The 16736-nt window shown below is 59.8% G+C and carries 15 protein-coding genes; 5 read left to right on the top strand and 10 right to left on the bottom strand.

All coding sequences use genetic code 11. The features are described 5' to 3' along the window. Positions 1–33: 33 nt before the first annotated feature. Entirely contained in the window at positions 34–858 is an 825-nt protein-coding gene (locus CRD13_RS08685; protein ID WP_070437545.1) for a TatD family hydrolase, read from the bottom strand. A gap of 15 nt (positions 859–873) precedes the next feature. Then, the gene (metG, locus tag CRD13_RS08680; protein ID WP_187401524.1) at positions 874–2700 is read right to left on the bottom strand and encodes a methionine--tRNA ligase; all 1827 of its coding nucleotides are present in this window, start codon (positions 2698–2700) and stop codon (positions 874–876) included. A gap of 126 nt (positions 2701–2826) precedes the next feature. On the opposite strand from metG, the gene CRD13_RS08675 reads away from it, so the two are divergent. Then, complete coding sequence (locus CRD13_RS08675) at positions 2827–4092, top strand: aminodeoxychorismate synthase component I (protein ID WP_187401523.1); 1266 nt, start codon at positions 2827–2829, stop codon at positions 4090–4092. Here CRD13_RS08675 and CRD13_RS08670 read toward each other — a convergent pair. Next, complete coding sequence (locus tag CRD13_RS08670) at positions 4089–5765, bottom strand: BCCT family transporter (RefSeq protein ID WP_083327241.1); 1677 nt, start codon at positions 5763–5765, stop codon at positions 4089–4091. The two genes, CRD13_RS08675 and CRD13_RS08670, sit on opposite strands and share 4 nt — an antisense overlap. Positions 5766–5925: 160 nt before the next feature. Then, positions 5926–6837, bottom strand: coding sequence for a 16S rRNA (cytidine(1402)-2'-O)-methyltransferase (rsmI, locus tag CRD13_RS08665; protein ID WP_255467827.1), 912 nt, complete (start codon positions 6835–6837; stop codon positions 5926–5928). 85 nt (positions 6838–6922) lie between these two features. On the opposite strand from rsmI, the gene CRD13_RS08660 reads away from it, so the two are divergent. Continuing rightward, the gene (locus CRD13_RS08660) at positions 6923–8419 is read left to right on the top strand and encodes a dolichyl-phosphate-mannose--protein mannosyltransferase (RefSeq protein WP_255467835.1); all 1497 of its coding nucleotides are present in this window, start codon (positions 6923–6925) and stop codon (positions 8417–8419) included. Here the strand turns inward: CRD13_RS08660 and CRD13_RS08655 are convergent. The 6 genes from CRD13_RS08655 to CRD13_RS08630 form a co-directional block, all read right to left on the bottom strand. Continuing rightward, on the bottom strand, positions 8416–9198 hold the full coding sequence (locus CRD13_RS08655) for a zf-HC2 domain-containing protein (protein WP_016423261.1): 783 nt from the start codon (positions 9196–9198) through the stop codon (positions 8416–8418). The genes CRD13_RS08660 and CRD13_RS08655 overlap by 4 nt on opposite strands. A gap of 66 nt (positions 9199–9264) precedes the next feature. After that, positions 9265–9669 carry a DoxX family protein gene (locus CRD13_RS08650; RefSeq protein WP_038629133.1) on the bottom strand — a complete coding sequence of 135 codons (405 nt, stop codon included), beginning with the start codon at positions 9667–9669 and terminating at the stop codon, positions 9265–9267. A 236-nt stretch (positions 9670–9905) separates the two neighbouring features. Beyond that, positions 9906–11177: a gephyrin-like molybdotransferase receptor GlpR gene (glpR, locus tag CRD13_RS08645; protein ID WP_016423263.1), complete on the bottom strand. Its 1272-nt coding sequence runs from the start codon at positions 11175–11177 to the stop codon at positions 9906–9908. 173 nt (positions 11178–11350) lie between these two features. Beyond that, positions 11351–11983 (bottom strand): GNAT family N-acetyltransferase, encoded by a 633-nt coding sequence (locus CRD13_RS08640; RefSeq protein WP_048733595.1) that lies wholly within the window; start codon positions 11981–11983, stop codon positions 11351–11353. A gap of 30 nt (positions 11984–12013) precedes the next feature. Beyond that, positions 12014–13285 (bottom strand): gephyrin-like molybdotransferase Glp, encoded by a 1272-nt coding sequence (gene glp / locus CRD13_RS08635; protein ID WP_005511382.1) that lies wholly within the window; start codon positions 13283–13285, stop codon positions 12014–12016. 78 nt (positions 13286–13363) lie between these two features. Beyond that, complete coding sequence (locus CRD13_RS08630) at positions 13364–14338, bottom strand: UTP--glucose-1-phosphate uridylyltransferase (protein ID WP_016423265.1); 975 nt, start codon at positions 14336–14338, stop codon at positions 13364–13366. A gap of 132 nt (positions 14339–14470) precedes the next feature. On the opposite strand from CRD13_RS08630, the gene CRD13_RS08625 reads away from it, so the two are divergent. The 3 genes from CRD13_RS08625 to mscL all read left to right on the top strand — a co-directional run bounded on the left by CRD13_RS08625 (position 14471) and on the right by mscL (position 16465). Beyond that, complete coding sequence (locus CRD13_RS08625; RefSeq protein ID WP_049171297.1) at positions 14471–15145, top strand: 5-formyltetrahydrofolate cyclo-ligase; 675 nt, start codon at positions 14471–14473, stop codon at positions 15143–15145. 105 nt (positions 15146–15250) lie between these two features. After that, positions 15251–15796, top strand: a complete 546-nt coding sequence (locus tag CRD13_RS08620; RefSeq protein WP_224433571.1) for an SAF domain-containing protein — start codon at positions 15251–15253, stop codon at positions 15794–15796. A 252-nt stretch (positions 15797–16048) separates the two neighbouring features. Then, positions 16049–16465, top strand: coding sequence for a large-conductance mechanosensitive channel protein MscL (gene mscL, locus CRD13_RS08615; protein WP_048733605.1), 417 nt, complete (start codon positions 16049–16051; stop codon positions 16463–16465). The last annotated feature ends 271 nt before the right edge of the window (positions 16466–16736 follow it).

Below are 16736 nucleotides of genomic sequence, written 5' to 3'. Positions count from 1 at the left end.
CACAGCTCAGGGCGGCAATACGTCGGCACGTGCTTAAATGCCGTACACCCGACGTGCGTTATCCGTCAAAATCTGCGCCATCTCCTCCGCCCCGATTTCTCGGGCCGCAGCCATCGCACGCGCCTGATGACCGATAAAAGTTGACTCATTGCGCGCACCTCGGAACGGCTCCGCGGTCATGTACGGAGCATCGGTTTCCACCAGCAGCTGCTCCGCCGGCGCCTCAGCCACAGCCTGCCGCAGGTAATCATTGCGTTTGAAGGTCACGTTTCCGGTAAAGCTCAGCAGGTAACCGCGCGCAATGGCCTCGCGGGCAACCTCAATGGGCGAGGAGAAGCAGTGCAAAATGACCGTATTGTCATAGCCGTCCAACGCCGCCATCAGATCTTCATCGGCGTCGCGGTTATGAATCATCAACGGCTTGCCGACGGTTGCTGCGAGCTCCATATGCCACTGCAACGCAGCCAGCTGTTCGCTCTTCGACGCGCAGCCGTCGAGAGAATCCAACCAGTACCAATCCAATCCCGTCTCCCCCACGGCCACAACCCTGGGGTCGGCAGCCATGTCGGTCAGACGGGTCTTGGCGTCGTCGTCAAGCTCGTGTGCGCGCGTCGGATGGATGGCGGCGGCGGCCCAGACGTTGGGGTGCGCGTGTGCGGCGGTAAAGGCCAGTTCGGTTTCCGGCATGCCATCGCCGACCGTGCAAACTCCGACGACGCCCGCTGCGGCGGCACGGTCCATGAGAGCCGCAATCTCCTCCGGAGTTTGCGCCCCGCAGGACGCGAGATGCGTGTGGGCGTCAAACAGCGGAGTGAGATACTCCGCGGGTTCTGCAATTTTGCGTTTGCGCTTTCCCATTCTTCTACTGCGCCCCTACTTCACCTGTGCCCACTCAGGGCCGTGCTCAGCCAACTCAGAGTCGAGCTTGGAGAAAATCGGCTTCGGCTTGGCAAGCTGCGTACCCGGCTCAATGTCGAAGCGATGCCAGGCGGCCTTCTGATTGACGTAGTCACCAGTGATGATTGGGTAGCTCCTGCCCTCTGCCGGCAGGTCTGCGCCGACCGGTTCGACCGGCATGTCGTCCTCGACTTCCTGGACTTCCGGCATTGCGGCCCAGATGCCCTCGCCGCCCAGGGTCTCGAAGACCTTCTGCGCGCTTTCCGGCAGGTACGGGGTCAGCAGGACATTGGCGTCGCTGACTACCTGCAGCGCTGTCCACAACACAGTGGCGAGACGCTCACGCTGGGACTCGTCCTTCGCCAGCTTCCACGGCTCCTGCGCAGCAATGTAGGCGTTCGCCTCCCCGACCAGGTGCATTGCGGCAGTAATACCGGCGCGGAAACGGGACAGTGCGAGTGCGTCGCCGACCTCGGCGAAAGAGCGCTCAGCCAGGTCGAGCAGTTCACGGTCAGCGTCGGTGAGCTCGCCCGGAGTTGGCACCTCACCGAAGTTCTTGAAAGCCATGGACACGGTGCGGTTGACCAGGTTGCCCCAGGAGTTGGCCAGCTCGTTATTCACGCGGCGGACAAACTCATCCCAGGTGAAGTCGGTGTCCTGGTTTTCCGGACCAGCCATGGCGATGAAGTAGCGCAGCGGATCCGGACCGAACTCCGCCAGGAAGTCCTTCACATAGATGACAACGCCCTTGGAAGAGGAGAACTTCGAGCCCGACATGGTCAGGTACTCCGAGGAGACGACCTCCGTCGGCAGGTTCAACTCACCGAGCTCCCCGACTTTACCTCCGCGGGAGCCTTCGCCACGGTAGCCCAGCAGCTCAGCCGGCCAAATCTGGGAGTGGAAGGTGATGTTGTCCTTGCCCATGAAGTAGTAGGACAGCGCCTCCGGGTCATTCCACCACTTGCGCCACGCTTCCGGGTCACCGATGCGCCAGGCCCACTCGATGGAAGCGGATAGGTAACCGACGACAGCGTCGAACCAAACGTAGAGTTTCTTGGTTCCGTTTTCCGACCAGCCCTCCAGCGGAATCGGAACACCCCAGTCAATGTCACGGCTCATTGCGCGTGGACGGATGTCCTTCAGGATGTTCAGGGAGAATTTCAGTACATTTGGGCGCCAGTCCTTGCGCTCTTGAAGCCACTCGGTCAAGGCCTCTGCCAGCGCTGGCAGGTCTAGCAGGAAGTGCTCAGTTTCAACGAACTTCGGGGTCTCGCCGTTGATTTTCGACACCGGATCGATCAGATCGGCCGGGTCAAGCTGGTTACCGCAGTTGTCACACTGATCACCGCGGGCACCGGACGCACCACAGATTGGGCAGGTACCTTCGATGTAACGATCCGGCAGCGTCCGACCTGTCGACGGGGAAATCGCACCCATCGTGGTCTGCTTGACCATGTAGCCGTTTTCGTAGAGCCCGCGGAAGAGCTCCTGGACAATCGCGTAGTGGTTGCGCGTGGTAGTGCGCGTAAACAGGTCGTAGGAAAGCCCCAGACCCGCGAGGTCCTGCACAATCTGGCGGTTGTAACGGTCGGCCAATTCCTGGACAGAAACGCCTTCCTTCTCCGCTTGCACAAGCAGCGGCGTGCCATGCTCATCAGTACCGGAGACCATCAGCACGTCATTGCCAATCATTCGCTGGTAGCGAGCGAAAACGTCCGAGGGGACTCCGAAACCTGCAACATGGCCGATATGTCGCGGACCGTTAGCGTACGGCCACGCAACTGCTGTGAAAATGCGAGACATATCTAACAGGGTAATAGATGACCTGCCATCGCGATGAACTGTGTCCCTTACGGAGTCCTCATGAAGTCCACATGAACTGTCCCCTACCATCATCGCACGCATGCGCAGTCACTACGCTTATGTCCTATGTCCACTCGGTCTACCTCCTCCGGCTCGGCTGCTGACTTCACTTCGCGTGCGACCACTGCGCTGGCGCGTCTTATCGCTGCCGGTCATCGTCCCGCCGCACTCATCGGCTCCTGGTTCGGTTATCGCGCGGTTCTCGCCGCCAACGTCGAGCTCGCTGCCTGCGATCCGGCAGAGCTTTTCTCCAGCCCCGACCCCGATGCGTGGATCTTTGGGTTCCGCCCCTACTCCGGCACCAGCGCGCACGGGGTCGCTACCTGCGTCGCGTTGCTTGCCGACGACGGCACGTGGCATTTCGACGGCCCTGGCACCGGTGACCCCTTCAATCCGGATTTCCAAGCCCTTCAGGAGGCCATCAACTACTCGCACGAAGACACGCGTGCCGACGCGCTCCCCGCGGCCACACCACTGGAGTGGGATCAGGGTGACCGAGAACACCACCAGCTTGCGGTGGAGAACTGTAAGGAGGCAATTGCCGCAGGCGAGGTGTACCAAACCTGCATTTCCACACGCTTTCACGCGGAGCTGAATGCGGAGTTGGCCCCGGACGTCGAAGTGGACAACGCTGCACTAGCCCACGCCGGCGCGTGGTTTTCCTCCCGCGTGGCGCGGTATCAACCGGCTCGAGCAGCATTCTTGCCCGGCAACCTCGATGTTGGAATTCCAATCCTGGCCTCGCTGAGTCCTGAGGAGTTCCTCATCCGCGCAGGCACAAGCGTGACTGAAACTCCCATCAAAGGCACGATTCCCGCTGACCACTCCCCGGATGAGCTATTGCGCAGCGACAAGGACATCGCCGAGAACATCATGATTGTCGACCTGGTGCGCCATGACCTCGGTCAAGTTGCCAAGACCGGCACCGTGAAGGTCACAGACCTGCTCAGTGTGCGTCCGGCACCGGGCGTGTGGCACCTCTTTTCCACAGTCTCCGCGGAGCTTCCCGATCAGCTCAGCCACGCTGAACTAATCGAAGCCTGCTTCCCACCGGCCTCAGTCACCGGTACACCGAAGCTGCGAGCAATTGAGCTTCTGCGCGAGTGGGAACCCGAACCCCGTGGCGCTCACTGCGGCGCGATTGGTGCGGCCCACGGGGATGCACTTGAGCTCAATGTCGGTATTCGTACCGCTGAGTACACAAAAGACCCGAACTCGGGGAGAGTTCGGGTCGAAGCTGGCATCGGCGGTGGCATCACCATCGGGTCTACACCCGAGGGCGAATGGGCCGAGATTGAGGCCAAGGCCGCACCGCTGCTGTTGGAAAGCTAGTTGCGCAATTTACGAGCACGGCGGCGCTCGCGCTGTTCGGCCGCTTCCGCCAGGCGGCGCTCACGAGCCATGCGCAGGGCAAACTGACGCTGTTCCTTGTCATCGAGGTACATCGGATCGTCGGAAAGCCCCTTAACCAGCGACACCATCAGCGCCAAGATAACAATGACGAACGGGCTTGCCGCCAAAATGGTGATGTTCTGCAGGTTCGACAGGGCATCGCTGCCACCGGTGACCAATAGGACGATGGCAATCAGAGCGGTGAAAATACCCCACATAGCAGTGACCGTGCGCGACGCTGTGAGTCGACCGAACTGGCTCATGGTCCCCATCACCGTGGAGGCGGAGTCTGCCGAGGTAATGAAGAAGGTAGCCAGCAGAATCATTGCGATAGCGGAGGTAATCGCGCCACCCGGCAAGGATTCCAGCAGATTGAACAGCTGACTCTCGGCCGAACCGTCACCGTAGATGGACGCACCCTGCTGCTCGCGGGTAATGGCGGTGCCACCAAAGATGGAGAACCACACTGCAGAGACAATCGACGGAACGGCGACGACGGTGAAGACGAACTCACGGATAGTACGGCCGCGAGAAATACGTGCGATGAACATACCGACAAACGGCGACCATGAGATCCACCAGGCCCAGTAGAAAATTGTCCAGGAAGAGAGCCATTCACCGGCGGTGCCGTCAGCGGAAGCACTGGAGCGGGAGGCCATCTCAAAGAAGGAATCCAGGTAGCTGCCAATAGAGGTCGGAATCAGGTTCAGAATCACCACGGTAGGGCCGAGGACCAACACCAGCAGAGCCAGCAGACCTGCGGCAACCATGTTGAAGTTCGAGATGTACTGGATGCCCTTGCCCACGCCCGACAGTGCAGAGACCAAGAAGGCACAGCCCAGAACGAGAATAAGACCAATCCACAAAGGTGCGCCCTTGATGGCGTTGAACCCGTTGATTTCCAAACCGGCGGAAATCTGAAGTACGCCAACACCGAGAGAGGCTGCCGTACCGAAGACGGTGGCAAAAATCGCAAGCGCGTCGATAAGCTTGCCCAACCGCCCCTCAGCGCGACGCGCGCCGATGAGCGGGATGAACGCCGCCGAAATCAGCTGCTTTCGGCCGAGGCGGTAGGTCGAGTAAGCAATTGCGAGACCGACGATGGCGTAGAGCGACCACGGGTGCAGAGTCCAGTGGAACATCGTCGAAGCCATGGCGGTACCGACTTCCTTCGGCTGGTGGCCCGGCACGCCATCGCGATAGAAGGTCAGCGGCTCAGCGACACCGTAGAACATCAGACCGATGCCCATACCGGCGGCGAACATCATCGCAATCCAGCTAGGCGTGGAAAACTCTGGTTTCTCGTTGTCCTTGCCCAAGCGGATGTGACCGAACTTGGAAATCGCGATGGACACAATGAAGAAGACAAAGACGGTACTGGCCAAGATAAACAGCCAGCCGATGTTCTCCACGACCCAGTTCAGAGAGCTAGATGCAAACGTCGAGAAACTATCCGGCCACGCCAGGCCCCAGACGATGATTGCCAGAATTGCGACAACGGCGGGGATGGTAACCCCGAGGTTCACGGGAGCGTGAGAATCGTCGGCCCTGACTTCGCCGACGACTGACTCCCCTACTTCTTGTTGTATTTCATGCTCTGGTGGATTCGTCATTCCTCCACCATGTCCACCATTGACCTGGGATTTCAACTCAGGATGTGGATTCTCTCAGGTTTTCCTCATTTCCCGTCTGAATTACAAAACTCCCAATAACGACGTTTCCCCTGTTCACCGTCGGGTGCCGAGGAATTTTCCGCCACAAAGTAACAATCAGTTAACGATTTTCGTCCCGAGCTGCTAAAACGGCCTGGTAGAGATCTCGATGCTTCGTCATTCCCGCCTCTGCTGCAACCTGCTTCGCGGCATCCTTCAGTCGCATGCCATCAGCCACGAGCTCCTCCACGCGGTCAACCAAGCCCTCCGTGGATACCTCCGTTGCCTGCTGCCCCGCGCCTTCAATCACCACCGTAATTTCGCCGCGGACACCTTCCTCCGCCCACGCAGCCAGCTCCCCCAGCGTCGCACGGCGAGTCTCTTCAAAACGCTTGGTCAGCTCACGGCTTACCGACGCGCGCCGCTCCTCACCCAAAATCTCCGCGGCATCGGCCAACGTAACAGCCAACCGATGCGGCGACTCAAAGAAACAACAGGCTCGCTTCTCTGTCTTCAGTGATTCCAACCAGGCCCGGCGCGCCCCCTGCTTACGAGGTGCAAAGCCATCGAAGCAGAAGTGGCCGACACCCAAGCCGCTGAGAGCCAATGCGGTAGTCACCGCGCTCGGTCCCGGTACGCAGGACACCGGCACACCCGCGTCGTGAGCAGCCGCCACCACAGCCAGGCCGGGGTCTGACACCACCGGCATCCCCGCATCGGTCACCACAATGACTTTCTGTCCCGCCTTCGCCGCCTGAATCAGCGACTCAGTGCGGCTCTCTTCGTTGTGATCGAAGTTCGAAACAAACTTCCCCTTGGGGGAAATGCCCAGCGCTGTGGCTAGGTTGCGCGCCCGCCTGGTGTCTTCCGCGGCGATGATATCGGCGTCGATAAGCGCACCGCGCAAGCGGTCGGAGGCATCGGCGATATTGCCCAGCGGCGTTGCCACCAGAGTGATGCCGGGAGCCAGCGTCGTAGCCTCGCTGAGGGGCTCGTTCTCGTGCGGTTGGAAGTTCGATGCCGAATGCGTCATGATTCCATAGCTTAAACTGACATTCGTGACCGATGCCGCTTTAACCCCACCACCGGAAACCGAGCGCCGCGCGAAAAAGCGTTTCCTGCGCCCGATTCCCCCGGTTCCCCCGCTGCCGCCACTGCGGCTGTGGGACAAATGGGATACCGCCACTTTTGTGGTTCTCGGAATCGTCGCAGCGCTAACGCGTTTCATCGGGCTTGCTGCCAAGACCGACAATGGCACCCCGCTCTTCGATGAGAAGCACTATGTGCCGCAGGCATGGCAGATTCTGGAGTCCACGCGCGACCCCATCTCGTCTGGCATTGAGGACAATCCCGGCTACGGTCTGATTGTGCATCCGCCAGTGGCCAAGCAGGTCATCGCCTTGGGCGAGTGGATCTTCGGTTATTCACCAATGGGCTGGCGATTTATGTCGGCGGTGTGTGGCACGCTGGTTATCCTGCTGCTCATGGACATCGTCCGACGCATCTCTCGCGGCTCGCGGTTGGCGGTGGGTATTGCTGGTCTCTACGCGCTTGCCGACGGAGTGCTGTTTGTCTCCTCCAGGGTCGGCATGCTGGACATGATTCAGACCTTCTTCATCATCGCGGCCGCGTGGGCACTTCTCATTGACCAGGCCGATGCCCGCAAGCGCCTGGAATCCGCCACGGAGCTAGGTAGTTTCGGCCCCTATCTCAGTTATCGCTGGTGGCGACTGCTCGCCGGCATCATGCTGGGGCTTGCCACCGGGGTGAAGTGGTCCGGTCTGTACTACATGGCCGCATTCGGCCTGTGGTCCGTTTTCACGGATCTGGTGTCACGCAAGAATGCCGGTGCGGACAAGCCCGTGCTCGGCGCACTCGCCCGCGATACCGCCCCGGCATTGCGTGATCTGGTGGTGGTCCCGCTGGGCGTTTACTTCTTAAGTTGGCGTTCTTGGTTCGCCGAAGAAACGTCGGTCTATCGCCATGTCTCGCCCGAAGAGCGCGATATGGGACTCCCCGGCACCGGCTGGCTTCCCGAGGCCGTGCAGAACTACCTGCACTACCAGAACAGCGTGCTGAAGTTCCACGCCGAGCTGACCACCTCTAATGGCCACAAACACCCTTGGGAGTCCAAGCCCTGGGAGTGGCTGGTCAGCTGGCGGCCAATGCTCTACTACTCCACCGAAACCAACTGCAGTGGTGGCCAGGAGTGCAAGGGCTGGATGATGCTCTTTGGCACCCCGCCCATCTGGTGGTTGCTGGTCCCCGTGGTCCTGTGGGCCACATGGCGCTGGCTCGGCCGCCGCGACGGCCGCTACGCGCTGCCAGTCATCGGGTTCCTCGCCTCGTGGCTGCCGTGGGTCATCGGCTACGACCGTCAGATGTACTTCTTCTACGCCACCGCGCTGATTCCATTCGTACTCATCGCCTTTGCTCTGCTTGCCGACGATCTCTCACACTGGCGGCCCCGCGATAAGCCGGTGGGGTTGGTAATCGTTGACACGCACGCCGCACTAGTGGTGGCCGCGTTTGTGTTCTGGCTGCCGATTTTGACCGGCTACCCGCTGCCTCTCAACCACTTTGAATGGCGGTTCTGGTTGCCGTCCTGGAGCTAGTCCCGCTGTGGCGGCACGCCTGTGACCGGCAACCCGGAGGCAGCCCGCCATGCCTGTGCGATTGCCGTCGGCGTATAACCGCCCAGCCACACAACGGCCAGCGTCAAAGCGGAGACAAACATCAAGGCCAGGCCAGCGATCTCTGATGCTCCCTGAGCACCGATGAGAATGTCACGAATACCAAAACCGATGCTGAACGTGGCGACGGCACCGTAGACCGGCGCCATGCCCATGGCAGCGCGTGGCCGCCAGGCAGCCCAGAACAATCCCACTGCCAACGCAAGCCGAATTGCCGCGAGTTGGATGGCAAGGCGTGCTCCGAGCTCCATTGGGTCAACAGTGGCAGTGGAACCGTCGATAGGCGCTTCCGTGCTTGTCGCGATTCCTGCACCGCCCTGCGGCTGCGTCGAGGAAAGTCCGAGCGTCATCATGCCGGAGGCGTCGACCAGCGTCGCAATCCCCCAGACCGCCCAGCAAAGGCCCAGTGCAATGAGCACCCCGCGGGCGGTGCCGGCCATGAGCAGCCATGCGCGCTCACGCCGCCGGCGCTCCGGTTCGATGGAGACCAAAATGCGCTCCGAGAGATCATCCGTGGAAATCTCCGGCATGCCATCGGCAGGCCCAACCGTAAGGGCGCGGTTCAGCCGCACCGCTCGCTCGTACCAAGCTCGGCACTCCTCGCAGGCCCCAAGATGGGCATCGATGACTTCATCGGCAATGCTTGCCTGCTCGCCATCGAGGCGAGCTGACAATGCTGCGCGAATTTCCTCGCACTCCACGGGGGATCTCCACCGCCTTTAACTCTTAAGGGGGTTGTACCTAATGAGGTCTTATCTGATGAGGTCTTACCTGATGAACTGCCTGTCCAAACTGAAACGGCCGGCCCCGAATACGAAAATCATCACCAGCCCACCGATGAGTGACATCACAAGCTCTGCACCGTTGTCGCGGATAAACAGGCCATTGCCCAAGTGCATCGACCACCAGGCACCAATCATCTCAATGATGAAGACCATCGCCACCGTCGGTGCCAAGAGTCCCAGAATCAGCAACGCGCCACCGACCAGTTCGACTAGAGCGACAACCCAGACCGTCAAGTGCGCCTGCGGGATATTCGCGGCGACAAAGTAACCGGTCGTCTTGTCGATACCGGTGATGAAAATCTTGTCCCAGCCATGGCAGATGAAGATAATTCCGAGTATCAGGCGGAGAATCACGAGCGCGATATCGCGCATTACCGGTCGATCCATGAGGGACATGCTACCCGACGGCACGGTCAAAACACGGTAGCACTGCGGCTGCGAGAGGCCAGCGACTTAAACATGCAAAAAGGCTTCTCCCAACCCCTCGGGAGAAGCCTTCCGCCAAACACACCCGGTGTGTCATGTCTTAGGTAGTGACATCGTAACAGGCCGAGTTTCTAACAAAAAATCGCGCTGACGTGCTCAGACAACTTTAAGGTTGTTCTACGGCTCAGCTCACAGGACTAGCTCACACGAGCCTGTGGCATTTCGTCATAATCGTCGTCATCAAAGCGGTAGTCAGTGTAGGCCAAATCTGCGAAATCCGGGTCCTCATCATCAAGCTCGACCACTACCGCGCCCGGACGGCGCAGACGCTGTGGAATTCCCAGCTCATCATCCTCGCGGTTACGCACGCCGAGGCGGGCCATCTTCATACGGCGAATTCGGCGAGCCCGCAGTTCCTGCTCTGCACGCACGGTGCGGCGCAGGTTGACCAGATACAGGGTCATCAAGCCGACACCGACCAGTGGAATCCACCAGGTCCAACCACCAGCGAAAGCAGCGATGATAACCGTGACTGCGATGAACGCCGCCAGCCCAGCAACCGAACGGCGGCGGCGGGCAAAGCGAGTCTCAGCGTACTGGGCATCCGAAATCGGATCGAACCCACCACGACCACGGCGCTTCTCAGCGAACGCGTAATCATCTTCGGTCAAGGTGTCATCGACAGCGACTGCGTCATCGTTGGACTCGACACTGTGGTCGCTGTCGTCCTCGACAGTCTCGTCGGGTTCCGCCTGCTCGTCTACGGTGTCTGCTGCCTCTTCAGTCTCAGAGAGAGCCTCAGCGTCCGCGTGCTCAGCGTCAGCCGCGGCACCGGAATCAGCGTCAGATTCAACGGCATCTTCGAACATCAAGTCATCGGCGTCGACAAACTGACGGCGAACGTCAACGCTCACATCGGAAGAGGACTCATCTGCACGAACCACGTCACCTTCGGCGGAGGCAACGGCGGAGTCAGATTCAGCATCCTCGTCATTAACGACAGCCTGCAGCGACTGGTCTGCAGACTCATCATCGGACACGTCCATGTCAGAGCGGTCAGAAGACTCAGCAGTGGCTTCCTCGGTAGCGGAATCATCCGCCTGCGGGGTCTCCTCCTCTGCATCTGCCGCTTCCAGCTCGTAGACGATATCGCCGTCAACGACGGCCGGGTCGGCCGCCTCGTCCACGGTGTCGTCGATAAGCACGTCGCTGACATCGAAGTCATCGTCGACCTGCGCGTCAACGGTTTCGAGAGAATCGTCGACTTCTTCGGCCACGCGCACGTCCGACTCCTTAAAAGACGGACGGCGGCGCGTCGTGGCCAACTCCTCGCCACCACGATGCAGCACGCGGGTCTTACCTAGCGCATCGGAGGTACGACGAATCGGCTTGCGCGTATTGACCACCAGCGGGGCCAGCACAAACAGCCACAGTACAACGATGAGTATCAGCAACAGTGAAGTTGACATATTTTGTGTCTCCTTGCGATTTCGCCCGGGGTTTCGCCGTCTCTCCCCGGCCCAAATACGCCACCCACATGCCCTTCCACAGAGGCATTTGCGAAGGCAGTCAGCGTATCTAGAGCGAATTCGCCCAATAGTAGAGTTGTCATCACCCTATCGGCGTGTGTTACTCAGACTACTCAGGCGCGCCGTTGCGGTGGGTATTTCTCCGCCTCTTCATATTGCGCGCGACCACTCGCCACGATGAGGTCCACTGCACTGTCCTCCCCCACCCGCGCATAGGTCAGATGATCGCGCCACGCGCCATCCATATGGAAGGCTTCCCGCGCCACGCCTTCGTACTCGAACCCACAGTTTTCCAGCACGCGTATCGACGGGACATTGCTGTCCAACACAGTCGCTTCAATTCGGTGGACGCCAACTCTCTTGGCATAATCCGACGCCAACGCCACTGCCGCAGTGGCGACCCCTCCACATGTAAAGCCGCTGCCGACCCAGTAGCCAATCCATGCGTGAGCGACGGGGAAAGGCGTAATACCGCCGAGTGTGAGCATGCCGGCGAACTGGCCGTCTACCTCAATGGTGGAGACAATCATGTCTCCCGCAGCCTCTGAACGACGCCAACTGCGCAGGTTACGGCGGAAAACAGAAGCCCTGTGGGCGTTATCCCAGTCGTCCTCGAGGGTTGGCTCCACGGGGCGCAAAATGGGCTCGTCGCGCAGCCGCAGTGCCCGCCATGCAGAGGCATCAGAGCGCTCTGGCACACGCAGGCGGACTCGGCCGCCACTGGTTACTAGACGAGAAGTACGCACAGCAACAATACTCGCGGTAGTGGAGTGAGGTTAGGCCTGGCGCGCCATGAACAGCACGTCAACTACATCTCCCGGACGCACGTGCAGCACGTCTTCCGGAATCACGATGAGGCTGTTGGCTTCCGACATACCGGCCAAAAGATGGGCTTGCGCACCGCCGGAACCTCCCAGCGGCTGCACCATGTACTCGCCGGTCTCGCGGTCACGCATGAGCTGGCCACGGATGTAGCCACGGCGCTTCTCCGCCGACTCAATCGGGCCGACAGCACGAGCGGTGACAGCGCGGCGGCGGGGATTGCGCTTACCCAACGCCAGCCGAATGAGGGGACGAACCATGACCTCAAAAACGACCAATGCGCCGACCGGATTCGACGGCAGGAGGAACGTTGGAATCTTGTCATCTCCCAGCAGACCAAAGCCCTGGACCGAACCAGGATGCATAGCGATGCGGGAAACATCAACCTCGCCCAATTCAGCCAGCACACGGCGAATCTGCTCACCCGCGGCACCGCCGACAGCCCCCGTGATGACCAAGAGCTCACTGCGAATGAGCTGGCCTTCGATGATTTCTCGGATGCGACGGGGCTCACCGGTGGCAATACCCACTCGGTGTACCTCGGCCCCGGCATCGCGGCCGGCTGCTGCCAACGCGTAGGAGTTGACGTCGTAGACCTGACCGAGCCCCGGCGTGCGGTCAACATCGACCAACTCATTACCAATGGAAATCACGGACATACGCGGCTTGGGGTGCACCAAAACCTTCGAACGCCCCACCGCTGCCAGCAATCCAACCTGTGACGGCGAAATCACCGAGTCCAAGGACACCGCCACGTCACCCGGCTGCACGTCGTCACCGACCTTGCGCACAAAGTCACCGGAGTAGACCGGATGGAGAACATTAACTCGACGGCCACCGCGGTCGGTCCAGTTTAGGGGCACGACGGCGTCGGCAAGCGATGGCAGCGGCGCACCAGTTTGTACGCGCACGGCCTGCTTCGGCTGTAGCCGCATCGGGTGATGCGAACCCGCTGTCACCTCACCGACAACAGGTAGCTCAACCTCGCGAAAATCAACATCACTCTGACGCGCATCCGGAGGTAAAGAACCAGATTCGCCGACGATATCGACAGCGCGCACCGCATAACCATCGATTGCTGACTGCACGAATCCCGGTAACGGCTGCTCTGCGATGACATCTTCAGCGCACAGCATGCCGAGGGATTCCGAAATAGCAACGCGCACAGGATCAGGCATCACAGCGTGTGCGGTGATTGCCGCCAACTGTTCTTCCACAGAACGCATGTTTTACCTTCCTCGGCACCAACCCGCGGTGCGCTTTATGCTATTCAGCTTCTCAGTACAAGCCTCTATAAAAAGGCTTTAAGCCTGTTCATCCTGCGCCAGACGCTGCTGCATGTAGTCGCGCAGCCCCTCGCCGTAGTCCGGATGCCTGAGTCCAAAGTCTACGCAAGCACGAATGAAGCCACCAGGATTTCCCAGGTCATGGCGGAACCCCTTGTGAACGACCACATGAACCGGATGCCCCTCTTGAATCAGCAGCTCAATTGCATCGGTGAGCTGGTATTCGCCGCCCTTACCGCGCGGGATGCGGCGCAGCGCATCGAAGATGGCGCGATCGAGCAAGTAACGTCCGACTGCAACGAAGTTGGATGGAGCATCCGCAGGGTCCGGCTTTTCCACCATGCCCTTGACTCGCTTCACATCGTCCCAGGCATCAGCGTCGGCCGCGTCAGCACCGAGCTCACCAGACTCCGCCGGGGTGGCGTCCTCAATATCGAAGACACCGTAGTTGTAGACCTCTTCATGAGGAATTTCCAGCGCACACAGCACCGAACCACCAAAGCGCTCGCGCACTTCCGTCATCCGATCCATCACGCCCACTGGGAGCACGAGATCGTCGGGAAGCATGACAGCAACGCTGTCCTCATCGTCTTCGAGCAGCGGCTCTGCGACCAACACCGCATGCCCCAGGCCCAGCGGTCGATCTTGAACAACGGATTCCACGCGAATGACCTCGGTGGCGCGGCGTACCTTCGCTGCAATCTTGTCCTTGCCACGCTCGGCGAGAGTCTGCTCAAGGTCCGGGCGCGGGTCGAAGTGCCCAAGCACGCCATCCTTACTCGGCGCTGTGACAATAGCCAGGCGTTGCGCACCAGTGGCGGCGGCCTCTTCAGCAATCATCTCGATGCCCGGCGTATCAACTACGGGCAGCAATTCTTTCGGCACTGTCTTGGTGGCAGGCAAGAATCGCGTACCCATGCCCGCGGCAGGAACGATGACAGTTCGAACCGGAGTAGTCATGTCCGAACCAGACTCTTTAGACGATGAGACCATAATGGCAACGATACCTATATAACTTCCATTTGCTCGGAGGCTGACCCCGCTTTTTCAACGCATTAATCAGAAATTTTCTCCTGCGCTGACGACAGAGGTCGCTCCCCTACCTGACAGAGTAGGTTTGCAGGTATGGCTCCGCTTCCCGAAACCACGTCTGATTTCAAAGCCCGCACACGGCACGAGGTACTCGCCGCACGCGCCGCCAAGGGGCAGCGTGAGCGCATGCTTGACGACGAAGCACTGGTACAGCGGTTGCAAGAATGGTTATCCAACACCGTCGGCGACCTCGCAAAACCTGTCATTGCCGCTTATGTCCCCGCTGGTGACGAACCCGGCGCAAGCGTTTCTAGTTCGACTGGCGGTAAGCCCGGCCAGGGCTTTGTGGAGGCTCTGGCAAACGCGGTTTCCGGAGCACGAATTCTGCTTCCCGTCTGCCCGCCCGGTCCACCACAACCGCTGCACTGGGGTTACTACAACGGCAGCTTCCACAAGGGCCGATTTGGACTCTTGGAACCTGTTTCGGTGGAAGACTCTGCTGGCCCAGCTGAGCTGGGTGTTGCCGACGCCATTATCCTGCCGGCAGTTGCGGCCGACCCCGCAACCGGGATGCGGTTAGGGCGTGGCGCTGGTTACTACGATCGCAGCTTGGTTTTCGCTCGACGCGACAGTGATACGGATGGGGTGAGAGCTGCGGCCATCGCTGTTGCAGTTTTCAACACCGAATTGCGCACGGAGCTTGCCTACGATGAGCACGACATTCCTGCCGATTATGTGATCACGCCAGCGGGGATTTCACAGATTTAATGGAACCGATTCCGGGATTTTCGCGCCTAACTTAATATGAGCCCAAAATATTCGTCCCGGTTTCCGCGTCCATTCCGAAAGCTCCGCCCCACAACTATTCGGCGGATGGTTGCCCTCACTGTTTTCCTATGCGCAGTCGGCCTGGCGGCGGTGGAGTCATTGACACCCCGCAGCGGCCATATTCGGGTAGTGGTTAGCGCCAAATCCATTGCCGCTGGCGCATCGGTGGCAGAACAAGATGTGGCTTTCAAGGACATTCCCCGGGAGCTCGTTCCCGGTGGAGCCGTAACGGACATCGCCTCTGTGCGGGGACGCACCCTGGCCACCGGCATGTCACCGAGAGAGATAATTACAGAGCAGCGAATGGTCGGCCCGTCACTTGCCAAGTCGCTGACGGGGACGTCGGAAAGCAAAATTATTGCCATCACGTTGACTGATGCGGGCATTGTGTCCGCTCTTCGCACTGGTGACAGCGTGGATATTGTGTCGACAGCGGATGAGCGCGGGGTGGCGGCGCCGCTTGCACACGGGGCAAGGGTGGTCAACATCGTCGACGATGAGGTGGTCTTGGTCGCTCTGCCCACCGGCGCCGCGGAGGTGGTGGCTGCGACATCGCTAGCATCTCCGCTCACACTGTTACTCGCGGGTTAGTGACCAAAATCTCACTGGTTCAAAGATTTTATGGTCCTGAACAGTGTTTTTCGCAGAAAGTTGACTTGTCCCACAACTTAGTGCGGGGATACAATGGCCAGGCAATTCAAAACTACGATTAGAGCGAAGAAGAGTGGCACTGCCTGATATCGCACTGCCCCGTTTCTCAAAATCGTATGGGCCTGCCATGAGCAACACGATGACTCACAGGTCTCGTTTGGTTTGTTCCGTTTCTACAGAAGGAAATTTCCTATGCTTAAGGGCTTTAAAGAGTTCATCATGCGCGGCAACGTCATCGACCTGGCGGTCGGTGTTGTCATCGGTGCTGCGTTCACCGCAATCGTCACTGCTTTCACCGACAGCCTGCTCGAGCCGCTGCTGAACACCATCGGTGGCGCAGAGGTCACTGGCCTTGGCTTCGAAATCATCAGCGGCAACCCGTCGACCTACCTTGACTTCGCAGCTGTCATCACCGCAGTCATCAACTTCCTGCTGGTCGCAGCGGTTGTCTACTTCGTCATCGTTGCTCCGATGAACAAGTTCAACGAGATGCGTGAGGCTCGTCTGGAGACCTCCGCTGAACCGGAGGTCACCGAGGCTGACCTGCTGACTGAGATTCGTGACCTGCTGGCAGAGCAGAACGGCAAGCCGAAGACGGAGCTGAACTAGCCTCTAGCTGCTAGTTGCGAGCTTCCGATAAGAAGCTAACTAACGCTTTTTACACAGCGCTCATCCCCAATGGGGTGGGCGCTGTTTTGTCCAGTAGTCCGCATCAAAATCACGAGCATCCTCCGGGGATTCATCGTGATAGTGCACTGTGCGCGCAGTTTTCGCACTGCGTGACTGGGCAAAGTTTTTCGCCGGTACACCTGCGCGACGACGTTGCCTACGGCTGCCACTGCGCGGCGCGGCTTGCTCTTGCTCTTGCTCGGGCTGATTG

Source organism: Corynebacterium sp. LK26, assembly GCF_014335085.1.
Taxonomy (GTDB): domain Bacteria; phylum Actinomycetota; class Actinomycetes; order Mycobacteriales; family Mycobacteriaceae; genus Corynebacterium; species Corynebacterium jeikeium_D.
The sequence above is the reverse complement of the archived record's forward strand: the minus strand, read 5'-3'. Positions and strand labels throughout refer to the sequence as shown.

Bases quoted from the DNA above. Each gene is read 5' to 3' on its own strand.
- CRD13_RS08685 (WP_070437545.1), bottom strand. From the start codon at position 858: ATGGGAAAGCGCAAACGCAAAATTGCAGAACCCGCGGAGTATCTCACT.
- metG (WP_187401524.1), bottom strand. From the start codon at position 2,700: ATGTCTCGCATTTTCACAGCAGTTGCGTGGCCGTACGCTAACGGTCCG.
- CRD13_RS08675 (WP_187401523.1), top strand. From the start codon at position 2,827: ATGTCCACTCGGTCTACCTCCTCCGGCTCGGCTGCTGACTTCACTTCG.
- CRD13_RS08670 (WP_083327241.1), bottom strand. From the start codon at position 5,765: ATGACGAATCCACCAGAGCATGAAATACAACAAGAAGTAGGGGAGTCA.
- rsmI (WP_255467827.1), bottom strand. From the start codon at position 6,837: ATGACGCATTCGGCATCGAACTTCCAACCGCACGAGAACGAGCCCCTC.
- CRD13_RS08650 (WP_038629133.1), bottom strand. From the start codon at position 9,669: ATGGATCGACCGGTAATGCGCGATATCGCGCTCGTGATTCTCCGCCTG.
- glpR (WP_016423263.1), bottom strand. From the start codon at position 11,177: ATGTCAACTTCACTGTTGCTGATACTCATCGTTGTACTGTGGCTGTTT.
- glp (WP_005511382.1), bottom strand. From the start codon at position 13,285: ATGCGTTCTGTGGAAGAACAGTTGGCGGCAATCACCGCACACGCTGTG.
- CRD13_RS08630 (WP_016423265.1), bottom strand. From the start codon at position 14,338: ATGGTCTCATCGTCTAAAGAGTCTGGTTCGGACATGACTACTCCGGTT.
- CRD13_RS08625 (WP_049171297.1), top strand. From the start codon at position 14,471: ATGGCTCCGCTTCCCGAAACCACGTCTGATTTCAAAGCCCGCACACGG.
- CRD13_RS08620 (WP_224433571.1), top strand. From the start codon at position 15,251: ATGGTTGCCCTCACTGTTTTCCTATGCGCAGTCGGCCTGGCGGCGGTG.
- mscL (WP_048733605.1), top strand. From the start codon at position 16,049: ATGCTTAAGGGCTTTAAAGAGTTCATCATGCGCGGCAACGTCATCGAC.